Origin of the sequence: Bradyrhizobium stylosanthis, assembly GCF_001641335.1 — a bacterium.
Lineage (GTDB): Bacteria > Pseudomonadota > Alphaproteobacteria > Rhizobiales > Xanthobacteraceae > Bradyrhizobium > Bradyrhizobium stylosanthis.
The window spans coordinates 1-17,875 of sequence record NZ_LVEM01000010.1 but is presented as its reverse complement, the minus strand read 5'-3'; the positions used below and the strand labels follow the sequence as shown (position 1 = coordinate 17,875).

Annotated in this window: 17 protein-coding genes and 1 pseudogene; 9 read left to right on the top strand and 9 right to left on the bottom strand. The window is 65.2% G+C overall.

The window, feature by feature from the left end; translation table 11 throughout:
- Positions 1–43: 43 nt before the first annotated feature.
- Entirely contained in the window at positions 44–976 is a 933-nt protein-coding gene (locus tag A7X65_RS39330; RefSeq protein ID WP_063694786.1) for a LysR family transcriptional regulator, read from the bottom strand.
- A 118-nt stretch (positions 977–1,094) separates the two neighbouring features.
- Between A7X65_RS39330 and A7X65_RS39325 the strand changes: the two genes are divergently transcribed.
- Together A7X65_RS39325 and dctA are read left to right on the top strand one after the other, a co-directional pair.
- Complete coding sequence (locus A7X65_RS39325) at positions 1,095–2,168, top strand: 4-oxalomesaconate tautomerase (protein ID WP_063694785.1); 1,074 nt, start codon at positions 1,095–1,097, stop codon at positions 2,166–2,168.
- Positions 2,169–2,222: 54 nt separating this feature from the next.
- The gene (gene dctA, locus A7X65_RS39320) at positions 2,223–3,608 is read left to right on the top strand and encodes a C4-dicarboxylate transporter DctA (RefSeq protein WP_063694784.1); all 1,386 of its coding nucleotides are present in this window, start codon (positions 2,223–2,225) and stop codon (positions 3,606–3,608) included.
- A gap of 459 nt (positions 3,609–4,067) precedes the next feature.
- Here the strand turns inward: dctA and A7X65_RS39315 are convergent.
- Positions 4,068–5,427 (bottom strand): annotated as a pseudogene (locus A7X65_RS39315) (amidase).
- Positions 5,408–6,604: an MFS transporter gene (locus tag A7X65_RS39310; RefSeq protein ID WP_063694783.1), complete on the bottom strand. Its 1,197-nt coding sequence runs from the start codon at positions 6,602–6,604 to the stop codon at positions 5,408–5,410. The pseudogene A7X65_RS39315 and the gene A7X65_RS39310 overlap by 20 nt, the downstream one beginning before the upstream one ends.
- A gap of 26 nt (positions 6,605–6,630) precedes the next feature.
- Here A7X65_RS39310 and A7X65_RS39305 point away from each other — a divergent pair, with 26 nt between their 5' ends.
- Positions 6,631–6,966 carry a hydroxyisourate hydrolase gene (locus tag A7X65_RS39305; protein WP_063694782.1) on the top strand — a complete coding sequence of 112 codons (336 nt, stop codon included), beginning with the start codon at positions 6,631–6,633 and terminating at the stop codon, positions 6,964–6,966.
- Here A7X65_RS39305 and A7X65_RS39300 read toward each other — a convergent pair whose 3' ends face one another.
- The 4 genes from A7X65_RS39300 to A7X65_RS39285 are packed head-to-tail and all read right to left on the bottom strand — an operon-like array spanning position 6,967 to position 10,827.
- Entirely contained in the window at positions 6,967–7,782 is an 816-nt protein-coding gene (locus A7X65_RS39300; protein WP_063694781.1) for an ABC transporter permease, read from the bottom strand.
- Positions 7,782–8,645, bottom strand: coding sequence for an ABC transporter permease (locus tag A7X65_RS39295; RefSeq protein WP_063694780.1), 864 nt, complete (start codon positions 8,643–8,645; stop codon positions 7,782–7,784). The genes A7X65_RS39300 and A7X65_RS39295 overlap by 1 nt, the downstream gene beginning before the upstream one ends.
- Before the next feature lie 9 nt (positions 8,646–8,654).
- Entirely contained in the window at positions 8,655–9,701 is a 1,047-nt protein-coding gene (locus tag A7X65_RS39290) for an ABC transporter substrate-binding protein (RefSeq protein WP_063694779.1), read from the bottom strand.
- 31 nt (positions 9,702–9,732) lie between these two features.
- Positions 9,733–10,827: an ABC transporter ATP-binding protein gene (locus A7X65_RS39285; RefSeq protein ID WP_063694778.1), complete on the bottom strand. Its 1,095-nt coding sequence runs from the start codon at positions 10,825–10,827 to the stop codon at positions 9,733–9,735.
- Between the two features lie 88 nt (positions 10,828–10,915).
- Between A7X65_RS39285 and A7X65_RS39280 the strand changes: the two genes are divergently transcribed.
- Positions 10,916–12,307 (top strand): amidase, encoded by a 1,392-nt coding sequence (locus tag A7X65_RS39280; RefSeq protein ID WP_063694777.1) that lies wholly within the window; start codon positions 10,916–10,918, stop codon positions 12,305–12,307.
- Here A7X65_RS39280 and A7X65_RS39275 read toward each other — a convergent pair.
- Together A7X65_RS39275 and A7X65_RS39270 are read right to left on the bottom strand one after the other, a co-directional pair.
- A complete protein-coding gene (locus A7X65_RS39275; protein ID WP_063694776.1) occupies positions 12,304–13,053 on the bottom strand; it encodes an aspartate/glutamate racemase family protein in 750 nt (249 codons plus the stop codon). The two genes, A7X65_RS39280 and A7X65_RS39275, sit on opposite strands and share 4 nt — an antisense overlap.
- Before the next feature lie 2 nt (positions 13,054–13,055).
- On the bottom strand, positions 13,056–13,763 hold the full coding sequence (locus A7X65_RS39270) for a GntR family transcriptional regulator (RefSeq protein ID WP_063694775.1): 708 nt from the start codon (positions 13,761–13,763) through the stop codon (positions 13,056–13,058).
- 198 nt (positions 13,764–13,961) lie between these two features.
- Between A7X65_RS39270 and A7X65_RS39265 the strand changes: the two genes are divergently transcribed.
- From A7X65_RS39265 to A7X65_RS39245, 5 genes are all read left to right on the top strand, one after another.
- The gene (locus tag A7X65_RS39265; RefSeq protein ID WP_063694774.1) at positions 13,962–14,966 is read left to right on the top strand and encodes an ABC transporter substrate-binding protein; all 1,005 of its coding nucleotides are present in this window, start codon (positions 13,962–13,964) and stop codon (positions 14,964–14,966) included.
- Positions 14,950–15,801: an ABC transporter permease gene (locus A7X65_RS39260; protein ID WP_063694773.1), complete on the top strand. Its 852-nt coding sequence runs from the start codon at positions 14,950–14,952 to the stop codon at positions 15,799–15,801. The genes A7X65_RS39265 and A7X65_RS39260 overlap by 17 nt, the downstream gene beginning before the upstream one ends.
- Positions 15,801–16,577 carry an ABC transporter ATP-binding protein gene (locus A7X65_RS39255; RefSeq protein WP_063694772.1) on the top strand — a complete coding sequence of 259 codons (777 nt, stop codon included), beginning with the start codon at positions 15,801–15,803 and terminating at the stop codon, positions 16,575–16,577. Before A7X65_RS39260 ends, A7X65_RS39255 begins: the two co-directional genes overlap by 1 nt.
- Positions 16,578–16,586: 9 nt before the next feature.
- Positions 16,587–17,318, top strand: coding sequence for a maleate cis-trans isomerase family protein (locus A7X65_RS39250; RefSeq protein WP_063694771.1), 732 nt, complete (start codon positions 16,587–16,589; stop codon positions 17,316–17,318).
- A gap of 11 nt (positions 17,319–17,329) precedes the next feature.
- On the top strand, positions 17,330–17,875 hold a 546-nt coding region (locus A7X65_RS39245), incomplete at its 3' end, for an amidohydrolase family protein (protein ID WP_167358345.1).

The window sequence follows — 17,875 nt, the reverse complement described above, 5'->3', positions numbered from 1 at the left end:
GCGCAATGAGGAGATGCCAGTGAATTCGGTGGTGCCTTTCCCTCTAGGATCTGGGGCGCAGCCTGCTGCGAATAGTCGTCCGGGACGGCGAGCGCCATGCATCGAGCAGCATTTTGAGAAACTGGCTGGCATGAGGGGATAGCGTCGATCCTCGCCTGCGCACGATTCCGATCGTCCGGGATACCTCAGGCTCGGCCAGCCGAACGGTGTGAATGATCGGATGGCCGGAGGCCGGCGTTGCGAGCTTCGGCAGTACGGCGATGCCCAGCCCCGCTTCGACGAGACCGAGCGAACCGGAGAGGTGAGCAACTTCATAGGACCAGTTCAGTTGCAGGCCGTGTCGCGCCAGCGCATTGTCGATCAACGCGCGGTTGCCACTGTTGCGACCGACGGTAATAACCCGGTGCGATACGATCTCCGACCAGCTTACCTGTTTGCGCGATGCCAACGGATGGTCGTGGCGGCAGGCTAGGACGAAGGGATCTTCGACCAGCTTCTCGAATTCGATTTCGGCATGCGAAGCACCGATGAAATTGATGCCGAACTCGACTTCTCCGCGCGCGACCGCTTCCAATCCTTCGTTGGCCCCGATGTCCAGAATCCGGATGCGAATACGCGGATACGTCTCGGCAAAGCGGCCGATCGCACGCGGCAGGAAATAGAACACCGCTGTCGGCACCGCGGCCACCGAGACCAGGCCTGAACTTCGCGCGCCGATATCATGGATGGCGAGCACCGAGGTCTCGAACTCGTCGATGAGACGGCGGACCTTCGGCAGGAAGTCGCGGCCGGTCATGGTGAGATTGACGTGACGCGTGGAGCGTTCGAGCAACGGCGCACCGAGGCTCTCTTCGAGCTTCTGGATGCGTCGGCTGAGCGCCGGCTGCGAGAGGTTGAGCGCCTTGGCGGTGCGGACAAAGCTTCCCGTCTCGGCGACGGTAATGAACGCCTTGAGGTCGAGCAATTCTGCATTCATGGCTGGCTCCAATTATACCGAATGGTGCATTAATACTTCAGATATTTGCATTTTACAGAAGAGTTACAAGAGCCCATGCTCGGTTCGCGCGAAGATGTCGCCGAACGGAACAGCTCCAATGAACGGTCAGATTGCCATTCCATGTGTGGTCATGCGCGGCGGAACCTCGCGCGGACCCTTTTTCCTCGCCAGAGATCTCCCGGCCGATCCCAGGGCGCGCGATGCGGTCCTGTTGTCGGTAATGGGGGGCGGGCACGAGCTGGGCATCGACGGAATCGGCGGCGGCAATGCCGTCATCAACAAGGTCGCGATCATTGGACCTGCATCGGTCCCCGGCGCCGATGTCGACTATCTGTTCGCCCAGGTGCGGGTTCGTGAAGGGATCGTCGATACCTCGCCGAACTGCGGGAACATGCTGGCCGCGGTGGGACCTTTCGCAATTGAGGCCGGTCTGGTCGCCGCCACCGCAGATCGCACCCAGGTGCGCATCCACAATGTCAACACCGGCAAGTTGATCGACGCGACGGTTTCCACCCCTGACGGGAGGGTGACCTATGAAGGCGAGGCGCGGATCGACGGGGTGCCGGGAACGGCCGCGCCCATCGAACTGTCATTCCCCAACGCGGCCGGCGCACGCACCGGTCGCCTCCTGCCGACAGGACGAGCGGTCGACCGTATCGAAGGGATCGATGTCAGCTGCATCGATGCAGCCATGCCCGTCATGCTGGTCCGCGCGGCGGATCTGGGATGGACCGGCCGTGAGGAGCCTTCGGAGTTCGCCGACAGCGGCTTCCGCGCGCGACTCGAAGACCTGCGCATCGAGGCCGGGCGCCGGATGGGCTTTCCGAACTCCGCGTCGATGGTGATTCCGAAGCCCGTCCTGATTGCACCTGCGATCAAGGCGACGCTGAACACGCGGTACTTCATGCCGCACGATTGCCATAGCGCGCTGGCGGTGACCGGCGCGGTCGCTATTGCGACGGCCTGTGTGACACCTGGCACGATCGCCGCAGAGATGGTCGGACCGCTGGCGCCGCCGGTGCCGATCACGCTCGCCCATCCCTCCGGCCAGCTCGTGGTTCGGCTGGAGCCCGGCCCCATTGCACAGGTGCAACGGACGGCTCGTCGAATTTTCCAGGGTCAAGTCTTCGTTCGGCGAGCGCACGTGCCTCATTCAATTCTGGCGGCCTGAACTTTATCCGCCTTAGAGCCATCGATAAAAATCAAAGACATGGGAGAAACGAGAATGCACACGCAGGCGCTGGCTGAGTCTACGAACGTCGAGGCACGCAAGCCATTCTACCGGATTCTCTACGTCCAGGTGTTGATCGGTCTCGCGCTGGGTGTCCTCGCCGGCCATTTCTGGCCCGAATTCGGGGCTGCGCTGAAGCCCTTCGGCGACGGCTTCGTCAAGCTGGTCAAAATGATGATCGCGCCGATCGTCTTCTGCACCATCGTGAGCGGCATCAACAGTATCAGCGATTCCCGCGGGGTTGGCCGTACGCTGGTGAAATCCATGGCGCTGTTCTACTTGCTGACTGTGCTCGCATTGCTGGCCGGGCTGATGGCCGTATCGCTGATCCAACCGGGCGTCGGCATGCACGTTGCCGTCAACACGCTCGATCCGTCGGTCGCCGCGAAATACACCAAACAGGCGGCGACTTCCGGGTTTGCAGACTTCATGCTGCACATCATTCCGCATTCCTTCTTTGGAGCCTTCGCCGATGGTGAAGTGCTGCCGGTCCTGCTGGTCTCGATCCTCGTCGCTTTTGGGTTAAACCGTGCCGGCGACGACGGTGTGGTGGTGACAAAAGCAATCGCCTCGTTCTCGCACGTGTTGTTTGTATCGTTCGGCTTCATCATGAAGCTTGCCCCGCTCGGCGCCTTCGGCGCCGTGGCCTTCACGGTGGGCCGCTATGGCATCCGTTCGATTGGCTCGCTCGGACTGCTGATCCTGACATTCTATATCGCCTGCTCCGTCTTCGTGGTCGTCGTGCTTGGCACGCTGGCGCGGCTGAACGGCTTTAGCCTGTGGAAGACGATCCGCTACTTCAAGGAAGAACTGCTGATCGTGCTCGGCACGTCATCGTCGGAGCCGGCTCTGCCTGGCACATTGCGCAAGCTTGAGCAGCTTGGGTGTCGGAAGGGGGTGTCAGGGCTCGTGCTGCCGATGGGTTACTCGTTCAATCTGGACGGCAGCGCCATTTATCTTACCCTGGCGTCCATCTTCATTGCCCAGGCTTGCGACATTCATCTGTCTTGGGGGCAGATTGCGACGATGCTCGGATTGATGCTGCTGACCTCCAAAGGGGCGGCCGGCGTCACCGGCAGCGGCTTCGTGGCGCTTGTCGCGACCCTCTCGGTGATGCCGGATCTACCCGTGACCGGCGTGGCCTTGCTCATTGGCATCGACCGTTTCATGTCAGAGGCGCGGGCCCTAACCAGCATGATCAGCAACTGTGTCGCGGCCATCTCCGTTTCGCTGTGGGAAGACGCCTGTGACCGCGAGGTGCTGGCCCGTGAACTGGGACAGGTTAACGCTCCCGAACCTGCGGCCCGATCAAAGGTTGCCGCGGCACCGGTGGTGCAAGAGGACAAAAGCTGGGTGCCGACGCCGCAATCGGCCGCCTGAGCGAGGGATTTACTTAGTCGGCGTTGGTTTTCGCGCGGCGAACCCGCAGGCTTGGCCGGCTCAATCGAAGTCGGCGAGCCCAGGTTCTCTGATCTGGGCCCGCCGCGAGAAAGCGTTGAAGTTGCCATCGGCACCAACTGAGGGACAAGCGCCAAACGGGCGCTGATCGCGGGACTTGCAATCGGAGGGCACGACGTCCCACCAGTGGTGCTAGCCCTCCGATGCGAACTCACGTCATTAGAAGGGAACTCAAGCGCGCGTCGGTGTGCTCATTTCGTAAATAATTGAAATTGCGAGACAATAGCGTTTCTGTGGCCCCCGAGATAGATTTTAAGAGAGTTCAAGTCTTTCAGCCGGTCGGAAAGCGGCGTGTGCACGACGAGTGCACGGGCAGATCGAGAAAAAGGCTTTGATCGACAAATCTAAGCAGGCCTTTGGGAAGAGATGTGTAACGGCAGGTCACATTCGCAAGATGGCTTCGATCTCTCGCGCGGCCTCGAGCAGCATAAGGTCCTGTCCGCGCGGGCCGACGATCTGAAGGCCGAAGGGAAGTCCGCTCCGATCGGCTCCGCACGGAATCGAAATCGCCGGCAGGCGCGCATGATTGACAAAAGGCGTGAACACCGCGTGGGCTCGTTGGCTGGCGGCTTTTCCGCCGATCATGTCAGGGCCGAGCTGCGCCAGCGGCCACGCGACGCATGGGACGGTTGGCGTCAGCAGCAGGTCGATCTCGCTAAAGAAAGCGGCAAATGCCTTGGCGATTGCTGCGCTTGCGACCAGCGCTCCGGCCACATCGGCGCCTGACCACGACAGCCCCCGCTCGATCTGCTTGGCGATATCAGGGTCGAGGACGGTTGGGTCCCTGCGGAAGGCCTCTCCATGCAGCGCGGCGAGGCCGGCATGCTGGAGCGGCATGATGGCGTCTTCCGTCGCGCCCGCCGGCCAGACCGGATCGCGCTGCGAGATGCGCAATCCTGCGGCGGAGAGGCGGGCGATGGCGGCGGACAGTCCGTTCGCGACGACGTCGTCAACTGCGACATCAAGTCCGAAGCGCGGCGAGAAGGCGATGCGATGGCCTGCGATGTCGCTGGCCTCTTGCGCGATGATGGCAGAATCGGGATCGCGCCGATCGGCGCCGGCCATGGTCTTGAACGCAAGCGCAATGTCGACGACGTCGGTGGCGATCGGCGCGATGACAGAGAGACCGAAGAACGGCTCGGCGAAGCCAGGTCCATAAGGAATTACGCCGTGGGACGGCTTGAAGCCGGCGACACCGACATGGGCTGGCGGCCTGCGACTGGAGCCGCCCGCATCGGTGCCGATCGCGAGCGGCACGAGGCCGGCAGCGACGGCGACAGCCGGACCACCCGATGAGCCACCGGGAGTCAACGCAGGGTCGAGCGGGTGCCGCGTCGGCCCGAATAGCGGTGAGGCCGTCACGCCCTTGCTCGCGAACTCCGAGGTTGCCCCGATGCCGACGACGACGGCCCCGGCCTTGCGCAGCCGCTCGATCGCGATCGCATCTTGCGGCGCGACGAAATCGGCAAACAGGCGCGAGCCCTGCGTCACGCGCCAGCCGCCGACCCAGATGTTATCCTTGACGACGATAGGAACGCCGGCGAGCGGCATGATCTCGCCGGCGCGCAGGCGAGCATCGACCGTTGCGGCATCGGCGTTCAAGGTCGACCGTGACGATTGCATTCAACGCCCTGGCCGCTTCGATCCGCCCGAGGGCGGCCTTGGCGGCCTCGATGGCGCTCGTCCGTCCAGCCGCGACATCGGCCGCAATCTCGCGCGCGCTATGTGCCGGCCTTGTCATGGCCCCCCCAGATCAGTGCCACTGTGCCACAGAGGGCTAGGCAAGCCAGAGCAAAGAACGCCGCGCCGAGGCCGCTTACGCCATCGAAGATCGACACCACGGCCGGCGCCGCCAGCAGGCCGGCATAGGACGCGGTCAGCACTGCGCCTGTAGTCTCGCCGATCCGGTCCTGCGGGGCGAGGCGGGCGATCTCGGCGATGAAGACGCCGTTCCAGCCGGACGCGGTCAGGCCGAACAATGCGGCAACGGCGAACTGCCAGGCGCGACCGAGCGATGCGCCATCAAGGCCCAGCAGCGCGGCGCAGAAGGCCATGCCGAGGCCGATGACGACGAGGACGGTGCGGGAGGCGTCGAGGCGCATCGCGACATAGCCCCAGCCGAGACGGCCGACGAGGCCGCCGGCTTGCGCGCAGGCGAGCGCCATGCCGGCCTCGATATGACTGAGGCCAAGCGCGCGTGTGCCGAGCGTGACGAAGACCGTGTTGAGGGAAACCTGCATCGCGCTGAAAGGCATCGAGGCCAGCGCCAGCATCGCGATCCGCCGGTCCGCGGTCACCAGCGCCAGCCGGGCACGTAGATCGAGCTTTGGCGGCGGGGCGACCTTGCCCGCATAGGCCGGACGCAACCATTCGAACACCGCGATTGCGAGAAGTGCGCAGACGCCCACGGCCGCATAGCACCAGGCCGGCCCGAACGCGATGGCGATCGCAGGCAGGGCCAGCGAGCCGCTGACCGCGCCGATCTGGTTGCCGGTCTGGCGCACCGAGAACACGAAGGCGCGCCGCTCGGCGGTGACGAGCCGCGACAGCAGCGCCGCGCTTGCGGGCGTTTCCGGGCCCATGGCAAGGCCGAGGCAGAGGCCTGCGGCGAGCAGGGCGACGCTCGATCCGAGCGAAGCCAGGGCCATGCCGGCGACGATGGCCGCCGCGCACAGGCTCGCGATCCGCATCGAGCCGAGCCGCGCGATGAGGCCGCCGCCCCAGAACGAAGCCGGGATGCCGACCGCGAACACCGCGCACGAGAACATCGAGAGCTGCCAGACCTCGATATGGGCGCGGGGCGCGACCACTCCGGGCGCGAACAAGGCCAGCGCCACGAGGGCCTGAAGCGCGGTCATCGCCCCCAGGGCTGGCAGCAACGCGGGCGCTGGCCGAGTGGCGGTGTTTCCGTCTACCATGGCAGCGTGCTCATGGGAGAAACAGAGTGGCAGGCGGCATTTCCATTCACGCAGTCGATGTGGCGACAGGGCGGCCCGCGCAGGGCTTGCGCGTCGAAATCTGGCGGCTCTATCCGGATTCCCAGCGCATCGCCGACGGGCGGATCGGCGCAAACGGCGCGCTCGATCATGCGGTTGCGCAAGGCGCCGACGTGACGGCCGGCGAGTACGAGGTGCTGTTTCATCTCGGCGAGTTCTTTGGCGAGCGCGACGGTTTCCTGACGGTGACGCCGTTCCGCTTCCGCATCAAGAACGTTGACGAGCATTTTCATCTGCCGCTGAAATTCACGCGCTGGGGGTATTTGCTGTTTCGCGGCGCCTGATCAGTTCGTCAAGCGCCGCGACAGGCCGGTGACCCGCTCCATGATCGCGACCAGCGCGACGGTGGCGATGATCAGCACACCCGACAGCGCCGCGATCGTGACATCCAGCTTGCCCTCGAGGTCCTGCCACATCCTAATCGGCAGCATGTCGGTCGCGGCGTCGCGCAGGAAGAGCGAGACCGGCACGTTATCGAAGGACGACATGAAGGCGATGAAGGCGCCGGCGATGATGCCGGGCCGGATCAGCGGCAGCACAACGCGGCGGAAAGTATAGAGGCGGCTCGCGCCCAGCACGGCCGAGCTTTCGAGCAGGGTCGGCTCGAGCTGGGCGAGCGCTGCGACCGTGTTGCGCACGACATAGGGCACGCAGACCACGGTGTGGCCGATCACCAGCGTCAGCGGCGACACCGGCAGCCCGACCAGCGAGAACAGCATCAGGGCGGCAAGGCCGAAGGCCAGTGCCGGCAGCACCAGCGGCGACATGAAGAGGGAATCGAGCAGCCGCGCCGACAAGGCCCGTGACCTGGAGATCGCGAGCGCCGCGGCGACACCGAGCCCAACCGATAGTCCGGTCGCCCACAGCGCCACGATCAGGCTGTTCTTTGCGGCGAAATGCAGCTGCCAGGCATTCCACAGCTCGGCGTACCAGCGCAGCGAATAGCCGGGCGGCGGGAAGCGCAGCGAGAAGCCGCTGGTGAAGGAGACGATCAGCACCACGAGCGATGGCGCGATGATGATGACAAGCGCGATCGCCGCGACCGCCGTCATGAAGAGCTCGAAGCTCATCGCCTCGAGGGTGCGCTTGCGTCCGCTCATCATGCGCCTCCATAGCCGCGCGACATGCGTCCGAGCGTGGTGAAGACCGAGACGACCGCGAGCACGGCGAGCAGGAAAATGATCGAGATCGCGGCCGCGAACGGCCAGTTCTGCAGCGTCGAGGCCTGCTGGTAGAGATACATCGGCATGAACAGCATCTGACCGCCTCCGATCAGCGACTGGGTGATGAAGGCCGTGATCGCGGCGGCATAGGTCAGCGTGCAGCCGGCGATGACGCCGGGCAGCGCCAGCGGCAGCACGATCCGGAAGAAGGTGCGCCAGCTCCCCGCGCCAAGCGAGCATGAGGCGTCGTCGAGATTGGGGTCGATCCGGCCGAGCGCGGTGATCAGCGGCAGCGTCATCAAGGGCATCTGCACCTGTGCCAGTGCAAGGACCACGCCGAACTGGGTATAGAGCAGCTTTAGCGGCGTATCGATGATGCCGAGCGATTGCAGCGTGGCGTTGATAATGCCCTGGCGTCCCAGGATGACGATCCAGGCGAAGGTGCGGACCACCACGCTGGTCAGAAGGGGCAGCAGCACGATCAGGATGATGATGGTCTGCAGCTTCGGCCCGACCCGCTGATACAACCAGGCGATGGGAAAGCCGAGCACAAGGCAGACGGCCGTCACCTCGGCTCCTAACAGTAGCGTCGAGCCGAGCACGCTCAGGCTGAAGGGATCGGTGAGAAAGTGCAGGTATTGGCCGAGCCCCCAATGGAGCGCGGTCGTGTCGTTGTGCAGCGAGAGCCAGAGCAATTGCAGCAGCGGCGCGACGAAGAAGAGCAGGAAGAACAGCGCCAGCGGCGCTGCCAATCCCATTCCGTAGGACGTGACGTCCCGTGAGGCCGGTGCTGCGCCCATGGTCGCGTCCTAGATCTTGATCTCGCGGTTGAAGCGTTCGATCCAGGCCGAGCGCTGCTCGTTGATCTTCTTCCAGTCCTGGAACACGAACTTCTGCTTCAGCTCGGCCGTGTCCTTGGCCAGCACGCGCGCGATCTCGCCGCCCATCGTCACCTTGGAATTGGTCGGCACGATCAGATAGGGCGGGTTCATCAGCGTGGTCTGCACTTCCGGTGTCAGCGACGCCTCGATGAGCTTGAAGGCGAGCTCGCGGTTGGGAGAGTTCTTGACGATGTGGATCGTGGTCTTGAAGGCGATGGCGCCTTCCTTCGGCGCCACGAACTCGACCGGCACGCCGCGCGCTTTAAGGATCTGGATGGCGTTGAAATTGCCGGGCGAGATGTCGATCTGGCCCTGCTGGAACAGGGTCGCGAGCGCACCGGGATTGGCCGCGACCGCGGCGAGATTGGGCTTGAGCTCCTCCAGCGCCTTGAAGCCGGGATCGACATTGGCCTCGGAGCCGCCGCGCATCTTGGCGATCTCGACCAGCCAGCCGGTGCCGAGCGTCGAGTTGAGATTGGTGATGCCGACGCGGCCCTTGAACTCCGGCTTCCAGAGATCGGCCCAGGAGGTCGGCGGCGTCTTGACGGCTTCCGGATTGTAGGTGAGGCCGACGACCTGGAAGAACGGGGCCGGGCCCATCGGCTCCTGCGCTTCAGTGATCAGGTCCTTGTAGTAGGCGCTCTTCTCGACGGGATAGGGCTCGACCAGATCCTGGCCGATGGCGACGAGGGCCGGGCCGGGATCGTGCAGCATGACGTCGATCGGCGGATTGGCCTTGGCGGCGTTGACCTTTGCGATTTGGTCGACCGACAGCATGGGATCGAGCACCATCGCGGCGTCGGCGTTGGCTTTCCGGAACGCCGGCACCAGCACGGCCTTGTGCGCTTCCTCCCAGCTTCCGGTGAAGGTCGCAAACACCAGCGGGCGGGCCTGCGCGTAGCTCAGGCCCGGAAACGCCTTCATGGCCCCGAGTGTGAGCGCCGTGGTCAGCAGGCTTCTGCGATTCATGATCATGTCGAACTCCCCTCTGGACAAAAAACTGGTTTCAAAGCGTTGCGGGAAAGGCGTTGGCGAGCGACGGGGCGAGCGGCGCGAGGCGCACCGCAGCGCCGTTCTCCAGCGCGCGCGTCTCGCCGATGCGTGCCTGGGAGACCTTGACGCCGGAGCCATCGGCAGTGGTGACTTCATGCACGACGGTGGCCCCCAGCGGCAGCGACATGCCGACGACGCCTGCAAAGCCGGTCTCGTCGCCGACGAATTGCAGATGCTCCGGACGGATGCAGACCGTGACGCGTCCGCCCTCGGTGAGGGCGCCGCCCGCTGGCCGTGCGATGATCTCCGCGCCGGCATCGAGGCGAACCTTCGCTTCGGTCCGGTCCGCAGCGACAACAACGCCCGGCATGCGGTTGGTCGAGCCGACAAAGGTGTTCACGAACAGCGTCTGCGGCCGATCGTAGACGTCGGATGGCGATCCGAATTGCTCGAGCTTGCCGTGGCTGAGCACCGCGACGCGGTCGGCCATCGACAGTGCTTCCTCTTGGTCGTGCGTCACGATCAGCGTGGTGATGCCGGAGACGCGCTGCAGTCGCTTGATCTCGATCTGCATGTCGAGCCGCAAGTTCTTGTCGAGCGCGGCAAAGGGCTCGTCGAGCAGCAGGATCGACGGCTTGATCGCGAGCGCGCGGGCGAGCGCGACGCGCTGCTGCTGGCCGCCGGAGAGCTGCCGCGGCAGCCGCTCCGACATCGTCGGCAGTTGCACCAGCTCCAACAGGCGCTGTGCCTCGCGCTGGCGGGTCGCCTTGTCGACGCCGCGGGCGGCCAGTCCATAGCCGACATTGTCGCTGACGGTGAGGTGCGGGAACAGCGCGTAGTTCTGGAACACGATGCCGACCGCGCGCTTGTTCGGCGGCAGCGCATCGACGATGTCGTCGCCGATGATGATGCGCCCCTGCGTCTGTGCAATGAAGCCGGCGATGATGCGCAGCAGCGTGGTCTTGCCGCAGCCGGAGGGGCCAAGCAGGGCGATGATCTCGCCGCCCTTGATGTCGAGATTGATGTTCTCGACCGCGAGCGCGCCGCTGGGATAGCGGTGGGTGACCGCGTCGACGACGAGCGATCGGCCGCCTTGCGTTTCAGCCATGATGTTGCCTCCCGTTACCCCCTAGAAGAAAGCAAGTCTCGTGCCCGCGCCTGTCGCTTTTCGGCGTGCACTCGGGCATGGTGATCCCATGACATTGGATCGATCGATCTGCGATCTCACCGCTACGGAGCTTGCGCGCGCCATTGCACAGCGCGAGCTGTCCTCGCGCGAGGCCATTGAAGCGCATCTTGCGCGGATTGCGAGCCTCGACACCCGATTGGCGGCATTCGTGACGGTCGATGCGGACGGCGCCCGCCGCGCCGCGCAGATGTGCGATGCGGCCTCTGCGCCGATCGGCCCGCTGCATGGCGTGCCCATCGCGATCAAGGACCTCACCGACACAGCCGGACTTGCGACGACTTACGGCTCGGTGCTGTTCCGCGACCATGTCCCGGCCGAGGACGATCTCGTGGTCGCGCGGCTGCGGCGTGCCGGTGCGATCATTCTCGGCAAGACCAACACGCCTGAGTTCGGCTTCGGCGCGGTCTGCACCAATAGATTGTGCGGGCCGACGCGCAATCCGTTCAATCCCGCGCTGACCTCCGGCGGATCGTCCGGCGGCTCCGCCGTCGCGGTCGCGGCCGGCATGGTGCCGCTGGCGCACGGCACCGATTTCGGCGGCTCGGTGCGCACGCCCGCCAGCTTCTGCGACGTCGCCTCGATCCGGCCGACGCCCGGCCGCATTCCGTCGCCGCGCCGACCGCTCGGCTGGGACATGCTCGCCACCCACGGCTTCCTCGCCCGCGGTGTCGAGGATCTCGAACTGGCGCTGTCGGTGTGCGCTGGGAGCGATGCGAACGATCCGCTCTCGGCTGGCATCGTCGGTGATGATCGGCCGCTCGGAGGACGTCCGAAGGTCGCTGTCACCCCCGATTTCGGCGTCGCGACGGTTGCGCGCGGTGTCCGTGCGCGTTTTGCCGCCGCCTGCGATGCGCTCGCGGGAATTGCCGATGTCGTGCCGTCCTCGCCCGATTGCAGCGGCGCGATCGAAACCTTCCGCACGCTGCGCGCGGCGCATATTGCCAACAGCTATGGCGAATTGCTGAGAACGCGCCGCGCCGAGCTGACACCTACCGTGATCTGGAACATCGAGGCGGGCGCAAAGCTCTCCGCCGAGGATTATCTCAACGCCGAGCGGCGGCGCACCGCGATCTATCGTAGCTTTCGCGAGTTGTTCGCCCGCGCCGATTTCCTGATCGCGCCGGCGGCCTCCGTCTTCCCCTGGCCGAACGAGATCAGCGATGTCACTGTGATCGACGGCACGGTGCTGGAGACGCCGATCGACTATCTCGCCGTCACCTTCATCGTCTCGCTGGTCGGCTTCCCTGTCCTGACCTTGCCGGTGCGCCGGGTAGAAAACGAGCTGCCATTCGGGATCCAGATCATCGCGCCGCCGGGCGCTGAATCCCGTCTGTTTGCCTTCGGCCGTGCCATCGAAAAGGAATTGGGCTTTTCGCATCGCCGGCCAACGCTCCCTTAGCTGTCGCGATGCTCGAGCCGCGCGGCGAGCGCGTCGGCAAGACCGATGGTGGGCTTGGCTGCGGGCCGGCGGTATGTACCAGCGGTTGCCTTGCGCAGGCGTAGCGCAACCAGCGCTTCCGCCTGCTTCACTGAAGCGACGACCTGGTCGACCACGGGGACGGGGATCCGGTCGGCGACGCGCTCGGCAAGGCCCGAGAGCGGGGCGCCGGCAAAGATCAGCACATCGGCCTCGTCCTCGACGATGGCGCGCTGGGCGAGCTCGACCAGCACGTCCTCCTTCTCGGTGCCGACCTCGGAGATCGCCTGAAACGGCGTATCGAGCATGCGGATGCCGGCGCAGCGCTCCCACAGCCCGTGGGCGCGCACGCACTCCTCGTACCAGGGCCCCAGCGCCTGGGCGAAGGTGACGATGGCAAAGCGGCGTCCGGCCATGCAGGCGGTGAGCATCGCGGCTTCCGCCATGCCGACCACGGGAATGTCGAAGGTCTCGCGCGCGGCGAACAGGCCGGGATCGCCGAAGGCCGCGATGATCGCTGCGTCCACCTTCATGTGCTGCTCGGCCAGCATTTCCAGCGCGATGGCGCCGCCGATCTGCGCCTCGGTGCGCGTCGCGATGTAGGGCACGCCGCGGGTCGCGGTGCAGGGGATCAGCTCGGTGTCCGGCGAGGCCGCGCGCCGCCCGACACCCATCATCAGATCGGTGACTGCGGCGCTGGTGTTGGGGTTGAGCAGCAGCAGCTTCATGGTCAGGCCGCCGTCAGCTTGGGCTTGGGGGCAAGGGTCTCGAGCAGAGCGGTGCCGGTCTGGCGGACATGGGCGCCGAGCAGGCGGCCTGCGGCCTCGCTGTCGCGCGCCTCGAGCGCGGCAAGGATATCGGCGTGCTCGTTGACTGAATTGCTCCAGCGCTTGTCGGCCCCGAGCGCGAGATAACGTGCACGTTCGGCGCGGGAGATCAGCGTCTCGTGCGCCTCCCGCAGCGGCGTATTGCGCGCCATGCGGACGATGGTGTTGTGGATCTCGCCGTTGATGGCGAAATATTCGTCGAGCTTGCCGTTGCGGTGATGACCTTCCATCCGGGTCTGAAGCGTGCGGAGGCGGGCGAGATCGCGCTCGGTCGCGCGCTCCGCGGCGAGCTCGGCGGCCAGCCGCTCGATGCCAGCAAGGGCCTCGAACAATTCCGAGATGCCGTCGACCGCGATATCGGCAATGCGCGGGCTGCGGTTCGGACGAAGCTCGATCAGCCCTTCCGCGGCCAGCACCTTCATGGCCTCGCGCAGGGGGGTGCGCGATACGCCGAGCTCCTTCGACAGCTTGGTCTCCTGTGTCTGCGAACCCGGCGGCAGCTCGCCGCGAATGATCATCGTCCGCATCCGCGCGGCGGCGCGCTCATGCAGGCCCATCCGCTTGAGTTTGGGCGACTTTCGTCCCTTCGGCGCTTCCGATTTTGGTTGCACGCGTGCCTCGCTTCTCACGTTGATCTTAGCCGCTTCCGGCCCTTTTGATTGCCCAAAATACTGACGTATCTCGCTGAAAACAATGGCATAGCGCGCAAATTGTATGCAGCATGCAAAAACCGGATTGCGCGGCGGCAAAGGGCGGCGGATGATCGTTTCCGACGCGCGACATCCCGCGCCTTCGAAACGGAGTAAGCGATGCGGACGAGTTTGCGACTGGGCCTCGTGGTGATGGCGGCGGTGCTTGGCGGAAGCGACCTGGCCAGCGCGCAAGTCGCGAAGATCAAGCTCGGCTACGCCAAATGCGCGCATTGCCTGCCGATGTCGCTGATCCCGGGCATGGCGAAGGGCGTCGAGGTCGAGGCGACCGGCTTCAACTCGGGCAATGACGTGCTGACCGCGCTGGTGTCGAAGAGCATCGACGTCGCGCAGGTCACCTATCTCCACTACATCACTGCGCTCGACAAAGGTTTCGACGTCGTCGCCGTATCGGGCCAGATCAATGGCGGCTCGGAATGCCTGTCCTCCGCGAAGCTGAACCTTCCGCCTGAGGACTGGGCCACGTTCAAGACGACCGTTGCGAAGGCGAAGAGCGACGGCCAGCCGCTCAAGGTCGCGGCGTCCCGCGGCAATGCGCAGGACATCCACATGCGCGGGGCGTTCCTCAAGCAGGGCGTCGATCCCAACAAGGACATCCAGTTCATCAACATTCCCAATCCGTCCGACCATCTCGCGGCGCTGCAGCGCGGCGAGGTCGACATGATCTGCTCGGTCGAGCCGTTCGCCTCCCAGATCCGGCTCGCCGGCGCCGGCAAGCATTTCGTGCTGCCGTATGAGCAGGCCGCGGGCAATCTGACCAATCTGATCGTCACCCGTTCCGACGTTATCGCGAGCCAGCGCGCCGGCGTGCAGGGCGTCGTCAGCGCAGTCGTCGAGCTCGACAACAAGCTGATTGCCGACAAGGCGCCGTGGATCGAGGTCATCAATAAGCTCACCGGCCTCGACAAGAATGTGGCGACCGAGGCGCTGAAGAATGCCTCTCCCGATCCCGCGATCCATCGCTCGCAGACGCTGGCGATCGCTGCAATGATGCGCGACCTCAAATACATCTCGAAGGACGTCTCCGCAGAAGCGGAGAAGAACATGGACTATTCGTTCCTGGAGCAGGCCACGGGAAAGGCTAGGAATGACCTCGGTTACTGACACGGCTCCGGCGAGGCCGGCGTTTCGCCTGACGCGGGCATTCCAGGGGCTCGAACGCCTCGTCGTGCCTGTGGTGCTGATCGCGGGCTGGGAGGCCTTCGCCCGCAGCGGCATGCTGCCGCCTGCACTGCTGCCGGCGCCGAGCGCGGTGCTGCATGCGCTCGGCGATTGGGTGTTCGGCTTCGACGAGACCACGCAGACCTATTCCGGTCACTGGCTGCGCGATGCGCTCGCCAGCGCGCTGCGCGTGTTCGGCGGCTTTGCGCTGGCCAGCCTGCTCGGCATCCTCGCGGGGGTCGCCATCGGCTGGTCGCGCCTGTTCGAGAAAACGCTGGAGCCGACGCTGCAGATGCTGCGCCCAATTCCACCGGTGTCCTGGATTCCGCTCGCGATCATCTGGTTCGGCATCGCCGACAAGCCGGCGATCTTCCTTGTCTTCCTCGGCGCCTTCTTCCCCGTGCTGATGAACAGTATTCATGGTGTCAAGACGGTAGACCACAATCTTGTGCGCGCCGGCGCGATGATGGGCGCCAACGGCCGGCAGATGCTGACCGACATCGTGCTGCCGGCGGCGCTGCCTTCGATCTTTGCGGGCTTGCGCATCGCTGTTGGCTCGGCCTGGATGCTGACGGTCACGGCCGAGATGGTCGCGGTAAAGAGCGGTCTCGGCTATGTCTTGTGGGATTCCTATTACTTCCTGCGCTACGACATCGTGCTGGCCGCGATGATCTCGATCGGGCTGCTCGGCTATCTCTCCGATCTCGGCCTGAAAGCGATCATGGCGCGCACGCTGCGCTGGCAGCAGGCAACCACCGTGCAGGGCAGGGCGGGCTGATGGCGGCAATCGAGCTTCGCAACATCGTCAAGGTATTCTCCGACAAGCGGCGCGGCCGTGATCTGTTGACGCTGGACAACATCAATCTCGACATCGAGGCCAATGATTTCGTCTGCCTGCTCGGCCCCTCCGGCTGCGGCAAGTCGACCCTCCTGAACATCATCGCCGGATTCGAGCAGGCAACCTCCGGGCGCACGCTGGTCGACGGCAAGCAGGTGGAACGGCCGGGATCGGACCGCGGCGTCGTGTTCCAGCAGCCGACACTAATGCCCTGGTTGACGGCAATCGACAACATCGCCTTCCATCTCAAGCTCAAGGGCGTCGCCAAGGCCGAGCGCTACGACAGGGCGATGGAGTCCATTGATCTCGTAGGCCTCCGCGGCTTCGAGCATCACCACCCCTCCGAGATGTCCGGCGGCATGAACCAGCGCGTCGGTATCGCCCGCGCCCTGTTGATGAACCCGAGCGTGATCCTGATGGACGAGCCGTTCGCGGCGCTGGACGCCCAGACCAAGCTCGAAATGCAGGAAGAGCTGGTCGCGATCTGGCAGAAGCGGCGCTCCACCATCGTGTTCGTCACCCACAGCGTCGACGAGGCGCTGGTGCTCGGCAACAAGATCGTGGTGATGACCAAGCGGCCGGGCCGGATCCGCGAGGCCGTCAATTTCGACCTGCCGCGCCCGCGCGACATCACCAGCCCCGAATTCAATGACGCCAAGCGGCACATCCTGTCCCTGATCAGGGAGGAGTCGACGCGCCTCGCACAGGCGTCGTAAGGCCGCTCCATGCGCAAGCGTCTCGGCATGATCACGCCGTCGTCCAACTCGGTGCTCGAGCCCGTCACCAGTGCGATGCTGGCCGGCGCCCCCGGCATCACCGCCCATTTCTCGCGCTTTCGCGTCACCGAGATCGCACTCGATGCAGCGGCGCTGAACCAATTCGATGCCTCGGTGATGCTGCCGGCGGCGGACCTGCTGGCGGACGCCAAGGTCGATGCGATCGCCTGGAACGGCACCTCCGCAAGCTGGCTCGGCATCGGGCGCGACCGGAGCCTGTGCGAGGCGATCACGGCACGCACGGGCGTGCCGTCGACGACGTCGACGCTGGCCTGCATCGACGCGGCCCGCGCGCTCGGCGCCAAACGCGTCGGCCTGGTCTCGCCTTATACCGACGACGTGCAGCGGCGCATCGCCGATGTCTGGGCCGGGGAGGGGATCGCCCCGCATGCGGAGCGGCACCTGGGGTTGCGCGACAATTTCTCCTTCGGAGAGGTCGAGCCTGCGGTGATCGCAGACATGATCCGCGCGGTGGCGGCGGAGGGCGCGGACGCCGTCGTCATTCTCTGCACCAATCTCGACGGCGCCGCGCTGGCCGCCTCGCTCGAACGGGAATTGGACATCGCCGTGCTCGACTCGGTCGCGGTCACGCTGTGGCGGACGCTTGGTCTCGCCGGCGGCGACATCCGTGCCCTTGCGCCGTGGGGGCGAATATTTCAGACAATGCCAGTCATCAAGTGACGGAGACATCAGTGACGCAGCTCGATCTCGCCATTCGCGGCGGCACTATCGTGACGGCCAGCGACGAGTTCCGTGCCGATATCGGCATTCGCGACGGCCGCATCGTTGGCATCGCCGAGCGCATCGAGGGCGCGGCGCGTGAGATCGACGCGACGGGCCTGCTGGCGCTGCCGGGCGGCATCGACAGCCACGTCCACATCTCGCAAGCCTCAGGCCCCGACGTGGTGATGGCCGACGACTTCGCCTCGGCGACGCGCGCGGCGGCCGCCGGCGGCAACACCATGGTGCTGCCCTTTGCGCTGCAGGAGAAGGGGACGTCGCTACGGACCTGCGTCGAGAATTATCGCAAGCTCGCCGAGGGCGAATGCTATATCGACACCGCCTTCCACCTCATCATCTCCGATCCGACTGCGGTCGTGCTCGGGCAGGAACTGCCGGCCCTGGTCAAGGACGGCTATACCTCGTTCAAGGTGTTCATGACCTATGACGACCTCGTGCTCTCCGACAAGCAGCTGCTCGAGGTGTTCGAGGTCGCGCGCCGCGAGGACGCGAGGAGG